The organism is Gordonibacter pamelaeae 7-10-1-b (assembly GCF_000210055.1).
GTDB lineage: Bacteria > Actinomycetota > Coriobacteriia > Coriobacteriales > Eggerthellaceae > Gordonibacter > Gordonibacter pamelaeae.
In genome coordinates this window covers 1305617-1320184 of sequence record NC_021021.1, presented here as the reverse complement: position 1 = coordinate 1320184, position 14568 = coordinate 1305617, and the positions used below count along the sequence as shown (strand labels likewise).

13 protein-coding genes are annotated in these 14568 nt (G+C 60.4%); 4 read left to right on the top strand and 9 right to left on the bottom strand.

The genetic code is table 11. From position 1 onward, the window contains the following. The first annotated feature begins 222 nt into the window (after positions 1–222). Together GPA_RS06095 and GPA_RS06090 are read left to right on the top strand one after the other, a co-directional pair. The gene (locus GPA_RS06095) at positions 223–585 is read left to right on the top strand and encodes a helix-turn-helix domain-containing protein (protein ID WP_015539298.1); all 363 of its coding nucleotides are present in this window, start codon (positions 223–225) and stop codon (positions 583–585) included. Between the two features lies 1 nt (position 586). After that, positions 587–1114 (top strand): ImmA/IrrE family metallo-endopeptidase, encoded by a 528-nt coding sequence (locus GPA_RS06090; RefSeq protein WP_114569466.1) that lies wholly within the window; start codon positions 587–589, stop codon positions 1112–1114. A 547-nt stretch (positions 1115–1661) separates the two neighbouring features. On the opposite strand, the gene GPA_RS06080 is transcribed toward GPA_RS06090, so the two are convergent. The 3 genes from GPA_RS06080 to GPA_RS06070 form a co-directional block, all read right to left on the bottom strand. Next, a complete protein-coding gene (locus GPA_RS06080; RefSeq protein WP_015539296.1) occupies positions 1662–2684 on the bottom strand; it encodes a YraN family protein in 1023 nt (340 codons plus the stop codon). Positions 2685–3291: 607 nt separating this feature from the next. After that, positions 3292–3549, bottom strand: coding sequence for a type IV toxin-antitoxin system AbiEi family antitoxin domain-containing protein (locus GPA_RS06075; protein WP_015539295.1), 258 nt, complete (start codon positions 3547–3549; stop codon positions 3292–3294). Positions 3550–3942: 393 nt separating this feature from the next. Further along, positions 3943–5094, bottom strand: a complete 1152-nt coding sequence (locus GPA_RS06070; protein ID WP_231847583.1) for an HNH endonuclease signature motif containing protein — start codon at positions 5092–5094, stop codon at positions 3943–3945. Between the two features lie 296 nt (positions 5095–5390). On the opposite strand from GPA_RS06070, the gene GPA_RS06065 reads away from it, so the two are divergent. Together GPA_RS06065 and GPA_RS06060 are read left to right on the top strand one after the other, a co-directional pair. Further along, positions 5391–6869 carry an AAA family ATPase gene (locus tag GPA_RS06065; protein WP_041239178.1) on the top strand — a complete coding sequence of 493 codons (1479 nt, stop codon included), beginning with the start codon at positions 5391–5393 and terminating at the stop codon, positions 6867–6869. After that, entirely contained in the window at positions 6862–7200 is a 339-nt protein-coding gene (locus tag GPA_RS06060; RefSeq protein WP_015539291.1) for a hypothetical protein, read from the top strand. The genes GPA_RS06065 and GPA_RS06060 overlap by 8 nt, the downstream gene beginning before the upstream one ends. Before the next feature lie 86 nt (positions 7201–7286). On the opposite strand, the gene GPA_RS18000 is transcribed toward GPA_RS06060, so the two are convergent. The 6 genes from GPA_RS18000 to GPA_RS06025 all read right to left on the bottom strand — a co-directional run. After that, entirely contained in the window at positions 7287–7709 is a 423-nt protein-coding gene (locus GPA_RS18000; RefSeq protein WP_147274568.1) for a hypothetical protein, read from the bottom strand. A 43-nt stretch (positions 7710–7752) separates the two neighbouring features. Continuing rightward, the gene (locus GPA_RS06050; protein WP_041239177.1) at positions 7753–7962 is read right to left on the bottom strand and encodes a hypothetical protein; all 210 of its coding nucleotides are present in this window, start codon (positions 7960–7962) and stop codon (positions 7753–7755) included. Between the two features lie 319 nt (positions 7963–8281). Beyond that, a complete protein-coding gene (locus GPA_RS20015) occupies positions 8282–10411 on the bottom strand; it encodes a ParB/RepB/Spo0J family partition protein (protein ID WP_231847582.1) in 2130 nt (709 codons plus the stop codon). Continuing rightward, on the bottom strand, positions 10404–11186 hold the full coding sequence (locus GPA_RS06035; protein WP_015539289.1) for a ParA family protein: 783 nt from the start codon (positions 11184–11186) through the stop codon (positions 10404–10406). Before GPA_RS06035 ends, GPA_RS20015 begins: the two co-directional genes overlap by 8 nt. A 508-nt stretch (positions 11187–11694) precedes the next feature. After that, the gene (locus tag GPA_RS18960) at positions 11695–11847 is read right to left on the bottom strand and encodes a DUF5679 domain-containing protein (protein ID WP_015539288.1); all 153 of its coding nucleotides are present in this window, start codon (positions 11845–11847) and stop codon (positions 11695–11697) included. A 145-nt stretch (positions 11848–11992) separates the two neighbouring features. Beyond that, on the bottom strand, positions 11993–14568 hold a 2576-nt coding region (locus GPA_RS06025; RefSeq protein ID WP_049784032.1), incomplete at its 5' end, for a hypothetical protein.

Here is a 14568-nt window from a genome sequence, read left to right as displayed (position 1 = left end):
CGCCGCCCCGGTCCGGGGCGTTCCGTCCCGAAGACGGGGACGCCCCGGACCTCTTCCGAGGGCTCGGGGCAGACGTCAGGCAAGGCGGCCAAGAGCTATTCCGGGGGCTGTGTACACGGAATAGGCCTCTTGCTTTGCCCGGAGATATGAGTATACAAACTAGAAAATAGATTTACAAAGTGTAGAACTATGCTACACTATTAGAAGTTGAAAGGAGAAACCATGCTAACGCCACTGGGAAAGTTTCTCAGAAAGCTCAGGCTCGACAACGACCAGCTCCTTCGCGACATGGCGGAAAGGCTGGACATGCCGAGTTCGACCCTTTCGGCAATCGAAACGGGGAGAAGGAAGCCCCCGCAGGGTTTTGCCGAAAAGGTAGGACGGGCTTACGCGCTTGCAGACGAGCTGGAGCAGAGCCTTTATTCCTGCGTATCCGAAGCAAGCGGATGGAGCATCGGGATAGACGCCTCGTCGCTCTCGAAGGGAGACCGAAATACCGCCATCGCCTTCGCGCGAAGGTTTTCCGACCTGGATGATGAAGACAAGGACAGGATATGGGACATCCTGAACAAGGGAAAGGAATGATGTGTCTGGATATGTGACAGGAATGAAAGTCCCCCCTCTCGGCAGAAGGGACCTGCGCGCTTTCGCCCGCGCAATCCATGGGCATCTCCGCTATAACGGCGAAGGCCCGTTTCCCATTATGAAAATGCTCGAGCATGTCCTGCCGGCACTTTATCAGGATTTCGAGTACGAAATCTGTTCGAAGGACCAGCTTGGCATCGATCACGGAATGACCTATCCGGATAAGCATCGGATTTTGCTTCGAGAAGATGTCTACGAAGGCGCATGTGACGGCCGCGGAAGAGACCGCTACACGGTCGCCCATGAAATATCGCACCTGCTTCTGCACGAGGGGCTCGGCGTTCGGCTCATGCGGGAGGATGTTCCGCACAAGGCTTTCGAGGATTCGGAATGGCAGGCGAATGCTCTTGCCGGCGAGATTCTTATGCCTTACGAGAGCATCGTCAACCTAGACGCAAATGCAATCGCGAGCAGATACCAGGTGAGCTTAGCTGCGGCAAAGACGCAGCTGCGCGCGACCCATAGATGACGGGTCTTCGACGGTTCCGTCTGAAGATACATCCAAGAAGCGACCAATCTGAAGGGAGGTAATCGAATGGCACGAGTTCACCACGGTGGCAAAGTCGGGAAAGCGGCATCGCTGCTGGCCAAAAGCGGCACAGCCAAGAGGACGAAGAGCGCTTCCGCAAAGACGCTAGCGAACCACAAGCACAGGATGCATTAATTCCTGGGATCAACCGCTGAAGAAGGGAGGTGATTAAAAATGGCGAGAGTCAGAATCAGGGTTCCTGTCTATCGGGTATCCACGACCGGCCGCATCGTCCGCAAAGGTACGAAAACCACGCATGTGCGCGTAAAGACGAAGTGAGACCCTAGCCGCCACTAGAGCCTCACCGATGAACGAGGGGTTGCCGATTCGGCAGCCCCTTTCTCATGACGGAAGAATAACGGACGCGAGGTCCGATTGCAATCGAAGCATGCCGATGCGCTTCTTTCAGCGCGACGAGCGGCGCGAGGGCTTTCAATCCGCCCCCGGCCCGAAGGCCGGGGGCGCCCCTCGGAGGGGTCAGGAGGCCTTAGGCGACCTCCGAGGGAAGCGAGCTGCCGGCAACAGGAACCGCGTCGGAGAGGGCGTTGATGTGGTGGCGAAGGAAGGCCTTGCCCTCGCCGAAGACCACCAGGCTCACGTCATCGAAGCGGACGGGGCGGTCGACGTCCTCATGCTCCGCCAGGTACGCGATGGCGGCCGTCTCGCGGCGCCTGCGCCCCTCGAGGCCGCTGCCCTCCGGGAAGCCGCCCTCGTCGGCGGTTCTCGCCGACACTTCAACGAGCACGAGGATATCGTCCTCCATCGCCACCACGTCGATCGCGCCCGCCGGGCATTCCCAGCCCGTTTCGCGACGAGGCCTGATGCGGGCGGTCTCCCCGTGCACGTAGTTGTTGGAGTTCCAGGAGAAGTCCCCGTCGTGGTCGTAACGGGCTACGTAGGGTAGATCGGGATACGTGACGCTGACCTTCCCGTCGGCCGTCTCCACCCGGACGGCTATCGCGTTGCCGGCAGGCTGCCCAAAGCCGACTACGGGGTAGGCCTTCCAGCCGCTCTCGTGCTCGCGCAGCCACACCTCGTCGCCGACCTCGAGCTCGCCCGCCGGCACCTCGACGGAGTCGAGAAGCTCGCCGAGGCGCAGGTCTTCCGGCATGGACTCGTCAAAGGCGCGCAACATCTCGTCGAAATCGTAGGAGCGCTGCTCTTCGCACGGCTCTACGTCTCGGACGCCGGCGGGCTTCCAGTCCTCGTCGTATTCCGTCGTGAGGCGCTCGGCGATGCGCCAGCCGTCGATGACGTAGATGCCGTTGTCCCCGGGGTCCATGCTCGCGTCGTCGGTGTAGGGGCCGACGCCGACCGACAGCGTGCCGCCGAAGAAGTTGCCGACGACCTGGCAGATGCGGGCCCACCCGTAGCTGTCGGAGCTGGGCGGGCGGTAGCCTTGGAGCTCGCAGTACCGAAGCAGAGGCTCGACGGTGTCGCGACCGCCGTTCCAGTGCAGGTAGAGCCCGATCTTCCTTTCACGCGTTGTGATAATCGCCCTGTTTCCCATCCGGGACCTCCTTCGCTTTCCTGGCTCCGCCCTGTGCCGAGCCCCGTTGGCGATCACAGCCCGCAAGGCGCTTCCGGGCGCAAGGGAGGAAGGGGAAACCGGAGGCCCGAGCTTCCGACGCAGGAGGAAGGTTTTCCGCGACCCTTGCGCCAGAGGAGAGCCTTGCGGCCGCATGGCGCCCGACGGGGCTGTGCGGGGCGGGGCGGAAGGAGGGGTCGGGAAACGGAGACGCGATGTTTCGACGAGCGAAGAGGCTCGATGAAGGCTGGAATGCAGTCGTGATTTCGTCCGGACATGCTGAGTTCGTTTACGCCGACGTAAGCTATTTCAGCAAGGAGAGGAAGGTGCCGTGTCTGCGACTTCGTGAACGTTGCGAGGATCGATTTGCGTGCTGCTCGTTTGCTGAGGACGGCGCGCATCGGGCGATGTTCCCGTTTGGCGGATGGTCAGCGGGAATGCCTCTTGCGGAACTGGACTGCCGGTGGAGCGGTTTCAGAACGGGCATTCCTAATCGGCCGCATTGCCGACGAGGAGAGATTAATCAGGACAATATCAGGACATGTCCTGATTAATTGGGACTTGTCCTGATACCGTCCCGGAGATTGGCCTATCGGGAGACCTCGTAATGGGCTCCCGGCCCACGCCCGACAGATACGAGCTCGCCGGCGTCGACGAGCTTCGAGAGCTCGCGGTAAGCCTGTTTCGTCTGCAGGTGTAAAAGCTGCTCGACATCGCGCCTCTTGATTGTCCCGCCCTGCTGGTTCGCAAGCTTCATTATGAGTTCCGGGTATCTGATCTTGTCGATGCCGGATTGGCGCACAGAGCCGGTGTCCCGCCAGAGCGCGATACGCCCTGCGCCGAACATGCGGGCGTGACCGTTGGCGCCTTCTTCCCCTCTACTGGAATCCACGCCGAAAGCATTCTGTACGACAGGCTATGCCTGGTGTTCTGCCAAATGGTCATTTTATCTTTCTATAATGAGGCGAGATTCTATCCAAGAATCCGACATGTCGCTCTTCGTCGATGCCGAGGACCGTTAAGTCGACTACTCTACCGGTCTCGTTGCCTAACTTTTGGGATATCTGTTCGCATCCGGAGACCAGTTGATCGGAATATTTCGAGTACAGTAGCAGCAAATCAATATCACTGCCTGCGCTGAGCCCTGAAGCACTCAGCGCAGATCCGAACAGATAGACATGATCAAACTGAGAAAACAGTTCTAGGTTGCTGTCGAGAATGTCTATGAGTCTCAAATGGTTCATAGCTTGCGAACGAATGGGAAGAAGCTATCCATATCGAGGAGCTTCACGTTAATTTGCTCCGCAAGTTCCTTGGCTTCTTCGGAAATGCATTGCTTACCGTTCCATCTATGCAAGTTGACGACAACGGTATGTTCTGCCGGCGCTAAACGGGCCAACTCTGCGTAGCTCAGACAGTATTCGTATACGAATAAGAAGCATTTTCCTTTCGCTATATATTCCCTAAGGTTTGTCTTCGACTTGCGAGTTGCTTTCTTTCCGCACAGATGGAAGTGCTTTAGGGCAAAAATCAAGCTGTCTAGCCTCATCTCGGCACGCCTGAAGCAGCGGGCGTCATGGTACATCTGTCGGATACGCGGTGTATCGTCAAGATAAACTACCGTCTCTTTCCCGTTTTCCATCATTTGCAACAATGGACGTTCTGCATCTAGAGAAACATCTATAAATCGCCCCTGTTCGTCAAGCTCTTCGATTAGCAGCTCTAGGGATTCTGCAGAGGGGAGCAGGGCACCTTCTATGGGCTGGATTCCGAAGATGGAATTGATGACCTCGGGGAAAAGAATAGACCTTTGCCTTTCCGTTTCATCTCTGGTGGCTTCGAACTCCTTAGCATGGTCGATAAAATCGCGGACAGCGGCCTGGTTGGAGAAGGAATTGTCCTTGTGGTTCTGGAACAGGCACAAGTTCGATTCGAACATCGTGCAAAGCTTTCGGTTGTTGACGATTATTTCCTTTTCAAAAACATCCCACAGTCTTCGCTTGTCCTTCATGTAGTAGTTCTCGTATATCGACTTGTTTCGGGCGAGCAGAGGTGCGGCCTCTTTGCGCAGGTCGTCGAAGGAACTGAACGTCTTTCCGAAAACGCGATCGATTTCTGCGTGACGAATCGACTTCCATTCCCTCACTTCATCTGCCGTGAAAGCGGAGTTCTTGTCGAAATTCGTATGGCAGTTTGGACAGATGAGAATAAGGTTGTCGAACGTGTTCTCCGCGCTTTCGCAATATGGGACGATATGGGCTCGTTCAGCAATGTCTCCATTGCTGATGAATAGATCGGCCCGACAATCTGGATTCATGCATTTGCCGGCAGACTCCGCCCAGAGTCTTCGCTCGACATGTGCTGAGATTGGCTTTCTGCTTGTCTTCGCCACTTTCCGTCCCCGCTTTGACCTCTTCGATTGACGATTAACTGTCATTTGAGAATATGTTATCCAATGATTGAGCCACCGACAGGCTTCAAGTGAAGAATATCGAACGGGGAGGCAGACGGAGCGCTAAAGAAGTAGACATTCGGCAGCTTTAAGCTCCAGGGTCAACGATATCCGAATCAGATGGCTTGGCAATCCCATTTACCTCTTCATAAAGCGTTATCTTGATAAAAATGATATTTTTTATTCCAAAATAGATAAAATAGCGTTGTCTAATTCCTTTCAGAATAGGAACTCGTATGAGGATTACAAAAATCGAGCTCGAGAACATCAAAACCGTCAATCACGGGGTCGTCTCGTTCAGGAATCTTCCTTCAGGCGGAAGTGTCACTGGAATCTACGGGCAAAACGGATCGGGCAAAACCGCCCTCATCGACGCAGTAAACTATATCGACTTTCTAATATCCGGAAACGAGCTGCCTGACGGATCCTCCAATATCATCCGAATCGGGTCAAACAGTGCCTCTATTGCAATTACTGTGGGAGAGAGCGGCCTGGATAAATGGGAATACCGTATCGTTCTTTCCCGTCCCGAAGAAGGATCACGAGCAGTACTCACCAGTGAGTCGCTGAAGGACTTGACGCACGAGAAAGGAAAGCGCCGAGTTCTTTCTTGGACGAAAGCATCCTTCAAAGATAGTGAGCCCTCCGACCAGGAGAGCACCTCTGTCAAGATTTCCTGGACGCCATTCAAATACTGGAAAAGCGTAGAAAGATTTTCGATGGAGGCCAGGAAGGTTGCCGGAGGAATTGAAGCGATGGCGATAGAAGGCACAAGGTCGGTGTTTTTCGGTGGGTCAATCAGCCATCTATTCTCTTTGTTCGCCAGTTACGTCAGCGAAAAAAAGGAGCAAGGGAAAACGGTCCACGACGCAAAAGAGGCTGCGGGAAAGATGCTTGTTTTTCCCTTTTGCAAGGCTGGAATCGATTTCGTCGAACTGAGGAAAGGCCTTCGTGTGCTGCCCTCGCTTGCCTCGAACATGCCAACGATGGACTTCATCTACATCCCTTCCGAACTGGACTTAGATAGAGAGAACGGCCCCATTTTCTCCCTTGACTCTCCTTCCGTTCACAGCGAAGAGCGAGTCAAAGAGCTGGAAGAGAACATTCGCGTACTGAATCCTGTCCTGGAATCCCTTGTTCCCGGCTTGACCATGGAGCTTAGACACATGGGAGCGGAGCTGCTCGAGGATGGCTCGAAGGGTGCGCGCGTCGATCTGCTTTCTTCACGGGATGGAGTAAAGGTTCCCCTGCGCTATGAATCTGACGGCATTAAAAAGCTTGTTTCCATTCTCTCTCTGCTCGTTCTTGCCTATGGTGATGAGAACGGTTGCGTGTTTATAGACGAACTCGATTCGGGTATATTCGAATTTCTTCTGGGAGAAATCCTCCAATCGATAGCCGGCGGCGGACGCGGCCAACTGGTTTTCACGGCGCATAATCTCAGGCCCCTCGAGATATTGCCGACCCAATGCATCGTCATGACGACCACGGACGCCGATGATCGCTATCAGAGGTTCAAGGGGAACAAGGCCACAAACAACCTTAGGGATCAGTATTTGCGCGCGGTGCTTCTCGGCGGGCAAAAACACCCTGTCTATCGACCGACCGATCGTGCCCGTATCGATTCCGCTTTCTGGAAAGCCTCTAACGCCAAGGAGATCGATTCGGACTTCGATTCCTTCCTAAACGCCTTGAAGGGAGGGGTCGATGCCTAGCAAGAAAAAGGTCGTGCTGTTTCTCGTCGAGGGACCAAGCGACGAGACGGCCATCAGGGGTCCTGTCAACTTGCTTATCCAGAGCTCCTTCAACTCGGACTCCGCGTCATTTCACGGAGATGTCACGACTGCGCAAATCGAATATCCGACCTTCTACCGGATCAAGGACAGTATCAGAGACACCGTAAAGACATTTGTCGAAGATTACTTGAGAGATACCAACCCAGGATATAAGGCAAAAGACATTCATTGCATTGTCCATATCATGGACACAGACGGGGCGTTTATTGATGATTCCATGGTTGTTTGGCCGAGGATGGGCAGGCGTTAACGTATAGAGAAGACCGCATTGAAGCCCCGAATCCTCGCTCTATTCAAAAAAGGAACGCCCGGAAGAAGTCGGCGATGCTGCAGCTTTCAAGGATAAGCAAGCTGACCATCAACAGGGTGAGGGTACGCTACCTTCCATTTTTCATGTCGCGAAATCTGGAACACGCTCTCTACGGATTGCAGGGTGATTTCGACAACGAGACGAAGGGAAAGCTGGCTCATTTGTTCCATCTTGAATGCCAAAAGAATCCCAGGTACTTTCTCGACTGTCTGGAGGAGGCGACGTGTTGGGCGGCCGGAAGCCACGAAGAGTCTTGGAGCGCCCTTGGGGAGGGCGCGAACTCCCTCCATCGCGGAACCAATCTCGGACTCCTGTTCAACGAATCCGACGATCACTATTTCCTGGGTGAGATTTAAGCTGCCTTCGCCGGCCGAACGAGATTCGCCGTTGACAGTTTGATGCAATACGCTTGGACGCAGCGTAGTACTTATCGTTAAATTGACGAGCATCGCATTCTGCTCAAGGTCGGATTCAGATCGCTGCTGGACTGCGTTATGCAAGGCTCCAGGCTTCGTCCAGCTCCGCCGCGCAGCTCTCGAGCACGCACCTCACGGCGGCTATCTCCGACGGGGTCACGCGCCCCCCGTCCGCCTTCTCCTCGAGCATCGCGAGGATCGACGCCGCGCCTTCGATGCGCTCGGTCGAGCGCACGATTGCGTCGACGGATTCTTTGGGTAGGGTGTTCAATGGGGTGCCTTTCATAGGGCGTCCTTTCCTAGGCGCTCGTCACCGAGGGAAGAAGGCCTCAGGGGCATGAAGAGAGAGGCATCCACCTCAGTTGTCACCCTGTTGGGAAATGTACGCCAAATACCCAAAACAGCAGATGCCCCTCTGTCCGGTATTTGGCGTACGAATATTCAATTAGGGTGACCGTCTCATTATAAGCGCAGCCCTCCCGTCCCTACGGAAAATCCGCGAGGCGGGCGCTGTCCGGGGCTGCAGACGGGAAGCGGCCGGCGGGGCTCCTACATGAACCTGAAGACGGCCCTGAAGAGCCATCGGGCGAAGCGCACGACGATCCTCACGACGCAGCCCTCCTTCCCGCGGCTGCGCCGCCCTCCATCGAGTCGCACAGGGCGAGGTAGCGCCCGTAACGCTCCTCGCACGCCTCCATGTGCCTCGCGAGCGCCTCGTCCGCCTCGCATTCCGCCTCGAACTCCTCCCTCGACGCCCCGGGCTTGCGGTCGTAGAGCAGCGACAGGATCACGCTGCGCCGCGCGGCGACCCTGCGCCAGAGCTTCGCGAACCCCGGGTCCGCCTTCGCGAGGCCCTCCATGTCGAGGGGCTCCCCGTCGCAACCCATGGCGTCCGGGGGTATGGGTTCGTCCGACCACACGGGCAGGCCGTCGTCGCCCTCGAGCCACCTCGCCAGGTTCTTCGCGAGCCGGCCGTCGTCGCCGTTGCGAGCGCGGTAGCTCTCGGCGTATGCGGCGTAGGCGTCCGCGATCTGGCCCGGCAGGTATCCCTCGGCGACCCTCTTCTCCCAAACTGCGAGGCAGGACCTCTTGAACCTGAGGGAGGCGACGGGCTTTATCGACATCGCACAGAGCCTCTCGAACTCCTCGGGGAACTCGCCTCTCCTGTAGGGCTCGAAGCCGCCGCCTCCCTCGTCCCCGGCTTCCCGCGGGGAGGAGGATAGGGGCTGTTGATTGGATTCAGGGGTTTTATCCCATGAGCAATTAATAGCGCCGGGTTCTCCAGATCTGGGTTTTCCGGATGTGGCCGGACCAGATACGGATTTTCCCGTTCTGGGGACAACCTGGGCTTTCTCGGCGCCGCAGCCTTCCTCCACGGAATCGCGCGCCTTCGTGGCGCGGTCCTTGCGGACGAACTCGGAGAGGATCGCGAAACCCTCCGCGCGCAGCTCCTCGGCCACGGCGTCGTGCATCGCGGGGTCGTCGAGCGTGATCCAAGTGGCCTCCTCGGCCTTGAGGAACCTGCCCGCCTCCCCGCGCTTGCGAGCGCGGATGACGTAGCCCGCCGCCCCAACCTCCTTGATGCCGGCGGACACCGAGTCGACGCCGTCTTTCACGAGCGAGGCGAACCCCCGGATGGTGAAGACCCACTCGGGGTTGCCCTCGAGAGAGCGGATCTGGCAGTAGATGCCCTTCGCCTTGAGCGACAGCTCGCGGTCGAAGAACACCGTGTTCTCGACGTGGGTGAAGGAGCCCTTGCCCCTGTGGATCACATTGCCCACGGGTCCCCTCCCTCCCTTCCCCCGGGCGGCGCGCTTGCGCTCGGCCTGCTCGAGAAGCTCGAGGGCACGCACGACGCGGGCCTCGACCTCCTCGCGGCTCGCCGACGGCCTGAAGAACCGCGCGATGCTCCTCTTCGGAATCCTGAACGACTCGACCTGGTTCGGCTTCTCCTCCTCCATGATCGAGCGGATGAGGGCCTCGCCGAGCTCGCCCTCCTGCGAAAAGCGCTTCATCTTCAGGGCCTGCGAGTGGGACGGGGTGCAGGCGTTCTCCCGCATCGCTTCGAGGAGCGTCTCCTGCTCGCGCCGCGAGAGGTAGCTGACCTCGACGGCGGGGAGCATCCGCATGCGCCCCTCGTCCACGAGGTCGAGTATCCCCGGGACGAGGTGGGTGAGCCTGATGTAGCGCCTCACCTTGTCCTTGCTCACGCCGAGCTCCTCGGCGAGCACGTCCCTGGATTTCCTGCCCTTCAACTTGTGCGCATTTTGCGCACAAGTCAGGTCGGTGCGCTCTCCCTGGCGCCGCATCGCCTCGAGCCTCATGGAGTACGCGAAGGCGCGCTCGCTCGGAAGGATGCTCTCGCGCTGCAGGTTGGAGTCGACCATGGCGATGACGGCCTCGTCCTGCGTCATCTCCCTCACAATGCACGGAGCCTCCGCGAGGCCGGCGAGCTCGGCGGCGCGCTTGCGGCGGTGCCCGCTCACTAGCGTGTACCTGCCGCCGTCCCCCGGGATCACGGTCAGGGGGACGAGCACGCCGTTCTCCGCGACGCTCTCGGCGAGCGCCTCCATCTCCTCGTCGTCGGCGACTCGGAACGGATGGTTCGGGAACGGATCGATGAGGCCGAGCGGGACCGACGCCACGGACCCGGCCGCCGCGGAATCGCGCTCCTCCTGGGACGTGAACAGGTCGTCGATGCTCGGCAGCGGCACCGCCGCCCTCCTCCTAGCCACGGCGCACCTCCTCCGCGAGGCGGGAGAACGACGCGGCGACCTTGCCTTCGGGGTCGTATGCGAATACGCTTTCACCCGCAGCGGCCGCCTCCGCGGCGGAAACGGCGCGGGGCACCACGGTCTCGAAGACGCGGTACGCCTTCCCGTACTGGCCTCTGACGGTGCGCTCCACGTCCCTGGCGAGGTTGTTGCGGGAGTCGTAGAGCGTGACGAGGATGCCTTCCACGGAGAGGCCGGGGTTTATCTGCCTCCTGACCCGCGCCACGGTCTTCAGGAGGCCGGTCATGCCGGATGCCGGGAGGTATTCGGCGGAAACCGGGATGAGGACGCTGTCCGCGGCGGCCAGTGCGTTGATGGGGATTATTCCCAGGGTGGGCGCGCAGTCGACGATGACGTAGTCGTAGTCCGACTTGATGGGCGCGAGCCAGGCGCCCATCATCCGCTCGCGGGACATCGCCATGAACACCGCCATCTCCATGGCGGCGAGCTCGATGTTGGAGGGCATGAGGTCGACGCCCTCGCGGTGGCGGAGCATCCCCGCCGCAGGGTCGTCGTCCGAGCCCTCTATCGCGGCGGAAAGGTGGGTGGCGAGGGTCGTCTCAAGCGAGTCCGGGTCCCTCCATCCGAGGGACTTCGTCAGGTCTCCCTGGGGATCGGCGTCGACGAGAAGCACCCGGTCCCCCGTCCTGGCGAGCGCGACCCCCAGGCTCAGCGCCGTGGCGGTCTTGGCCGTCCCTCCCTTCTGGTTGGCGACGGCTATCGTCCTGCATGTCATCTTGCTTCCTCCCACCTGCGGCGCTACCGCGTCTCGGGAGGTCAGGAGGTTTCGGAATCGCAGTCGGGAGCGGGGCCTTATTGCCCTGCGGCCTTCGGCCGACCGTCCGCGCGTTCGCGTATCTCCTTCGGGAACGGTCGTCCCCATGCGGAATACGCGGTTGGAAAGCGCGGGAACTGGACTGGAATTTCCAGTGTTTCTCCCGTTTCGCAAACCCATCCCACTGAAGGCACGTGAATAGAGAAAAGCCCTCTGACGTGGGATTATTTAGAAAATGGGTTTGCAAGGGAAGTTAGCGGAACGTGCCAGCCAAAACATTGGGAAGCTTGGGCCTTACCACTTGGCGACACCCGCATGATGACAGATTATAGCGCAACTATTCACAATACGCAGACGGAAAATGTTTCACGTGAAACATCCATGAGAGCAGGGCCGGACATGATACAACACGGCCCCCGAACCGGAGTCCGGGGGCCGTGGCGCGTCCAAGGATTTGGATGAGCCGGAGCTACTTCTTCGCGGCGCCGATACGGCAGATGGTGGTCCCGCAGTCGGGGCACTTGCCCTTCGTGATGGGCTTGCCGTTCTTCGTCGTGCCCTCGACGGGGTCCTGCATGATCTTCTTGGCCTTGCACTTCACGCAATACGCTTCAATAGCCATGGCTTCCAAACACCTTTCTGTTCTTTGTTGAATCGGGCGCTGCGCCCGCGTGAGAACGCGCGAGATTCAAGAAATCTTACGAGCAATACACGGCCGCCATTATACGGTACCGCGATGCAGGCGCACCGGGGATGCCGATGCGCCTTTATATATTCTTCAACAACTCCATAACGAATTCCGCATTGTTGTTCAAAGTTTCCTCGTCGATACTCTCGAGAACGTCGTCGCCCTGGGCGAAGAACGCCGGTTTCGCGCCATCCATACCGGCAAGGTGCATGGCCTGGAAACCCTGCTTGATGGCAACCGAAGCCGCACTGTCCTCCCACATGATAGACGCGGTGCCAATCGACAGGCCGGTGGCCTGCGATGCCTTCTTCGTGTAACGCTTCATACGGGAGGATGCCTTGACCTTGCGATACATCCCCTCGCGCTCGATCATGCAGAGCTCGCCCGCTCCCAACGCGTCAATATCGATGATGATGGAGCCGCGCAGGTCCTGGCTGTGCTCGGCGAGGAACGCGTGCATGCCGCCGTGCTGTGCCAGCTCGGAGCCCAGCGCCACGAACCACACCTCGGTGTTGATGTCGGGGTTGCGGAACTGGTAGATCTCCTTGAGCTCGGGGGGCGTCGCCAGCTCGTCGGGATGAGCGGCCAGCAGGTCTTCCTCGTGGTTCAGCTCCTCGGGCGCCACGTCGTTGGCACGGCCCATGCGCAAGCGCGAGAATCCGCCGCCGTTCCAACGCCGGCCGGCATCGGAGCGGAACGCGTCGTCCTCGTACTCGTCCACGTCGTCGAGCGAGAAATCGTCATCGGCGAAATCGGCGACGGGAGCGGTGCTCGTGACGCCCGCGAACGTGTCCTCGGGGCTCTTCCCCGCCAAGGGAGCCAGGTAGGAGTCCTCTTCTCCGTCATCGACGTAGGCATCGTCCTCGTACGTCTCCTCGTAGTAGTCCGGGGCGGCGTTCTGGTCCTCGCGGAAGCTCTCCCAGCCGCCGCGCGCCGCGCCGGCGGTGCGGGCATCGAACGTCTCGTCGACTTCGAGCCATTCTTGCGGCGTGGGCTCCTCTTCCTCCTTGCGCTTGCGGAAGCGCAGCTTGTCGAGGAAGCGGTGTGCGCGCGACTTCGGCATTTCCACGTAGCCGGTGCCCGCGAAGGCGCCCGTTTCGGTGTACTCGCCCTCATAGGCGGAGTCATCGGCATCGTCCACGTAGATGTCGTCGGGATCGACGTTCTCGAGCAGTTCGTCGCCCACCGGGGCGAATGCGCCGGTGGCGCCGGCCGGAACGAAGGCGCCGGCCGTGCTCACGGCGGCATCGTCGGGACGCGCGATGGCGCCGGACAGCGAGGGAAGCGCGGCGCGCAGGTCGGGGCGTTGGGGAGCCGGGGCCGCAGGAACGGCGGCGTCGGCTGCGGGAGCGACGGCATTCGATGCGGGCTCGATGGACGGAAGCATGGTGAGCAGGCTCTTGGCCGCGCTCTTGCCTGACGTCTCGGCCTCGGCGAGCGGCGCACGCTGCTTGGGCAGCTCGGTGATGGGCGTCAAGTTGGCCGCCGCCACGCCGATATCGGGCAGGACGATGGGACGACGCTGCAGGGCAGGAGCACCCTCGCCATCTGCAGGGGACGCAGGGGCAGGCACACAGGCGGCCTGCGTCGACAGGGCGTCCTGCGTCGGCTGAAGATCGATGCGCCCGCTGTCGCCGATAGGCGCGGCCGTCACGTCGACGCGGTTCGCGGTGCGATTCACCTCTCCGCGCTCCTCAAGCTTCTCGGCCTGGGCCTTCGCCGGGTCGAGGAACGAGGGCATGGGCACGTCCCCCACGGGCGGCACGTCGCCGAGGCGCAGCGCGCTCACGTCGATCGGCGGCATGGCGCAGGTAGCGCCGGCGTCGGGAGCGGCCGTTCCATCGGGCGTCTCGAAGCGCACCTCCGGCACAGCCGTCGAGGCCTGCGCGGGGGCCGTTTCGGCGGCGCCGCCGTCCACCGTGATGGTAACGGTGCTCGCAAGCGCCTCCGCCTGCCCTTCCGCCGTGGATTCGTCCGCGCGGCTCGCCTGCGGCGCCTTGACCTCCATGATGCCCTCGCGCATGGTCTGCAGGCGCGCTTCCATGTCGGACAGCGGGGCGGAGGGCTCCTCGGAGGCGCCTTCCGCGTTGTCGCCGAGGGCGGCATCGAGGGCGTCGGCATAGCGCGAACGGTGCACCTGCTTGTTGTCGACGGGCTTCTTGGCCTTCTCCTGTGCCTTCTTGAACCAATCCGGCACGCCGTCGCTCGAAACGGGCTCGGCAGCGGGCGCGGACGGGGCCGGGAAGGGCGCCGGAATGCCCGCAGCCGCGGCCGCGGCTGCTTCGGCCCCGCTCAAGGCGGCAGCTTCGGCGTTTGCGAGCGCCGCCTGCACCGTCTCGGCGGGAATGGTGGTGAACGCCTCACGGGTTTCGCCGCGCTGCGCCTGGAAGTCGACGTCGGTCGGGCTCGGCAGCGGGGGCTCCTTCACCTGGACGAGGTTCTCGGCCAGGTCGGTCGACAGGCGCCCGCTCACCGGCTTGCCCGTGAGCGCGGCAACGGCGGCCTTCGCGGCCGCCAGGCGCGCGGCCTCGCTCTGGGGGGCGGGCTCGGGAGGCTTCACGTTGGAGGCCGCATAGACGATCTCCACGCCCTCGGGCACGAGGCCGGCCGCACGAGCGGCCTCCTCGCCATGGATGGCAGCCCCTTCGGCGCGCG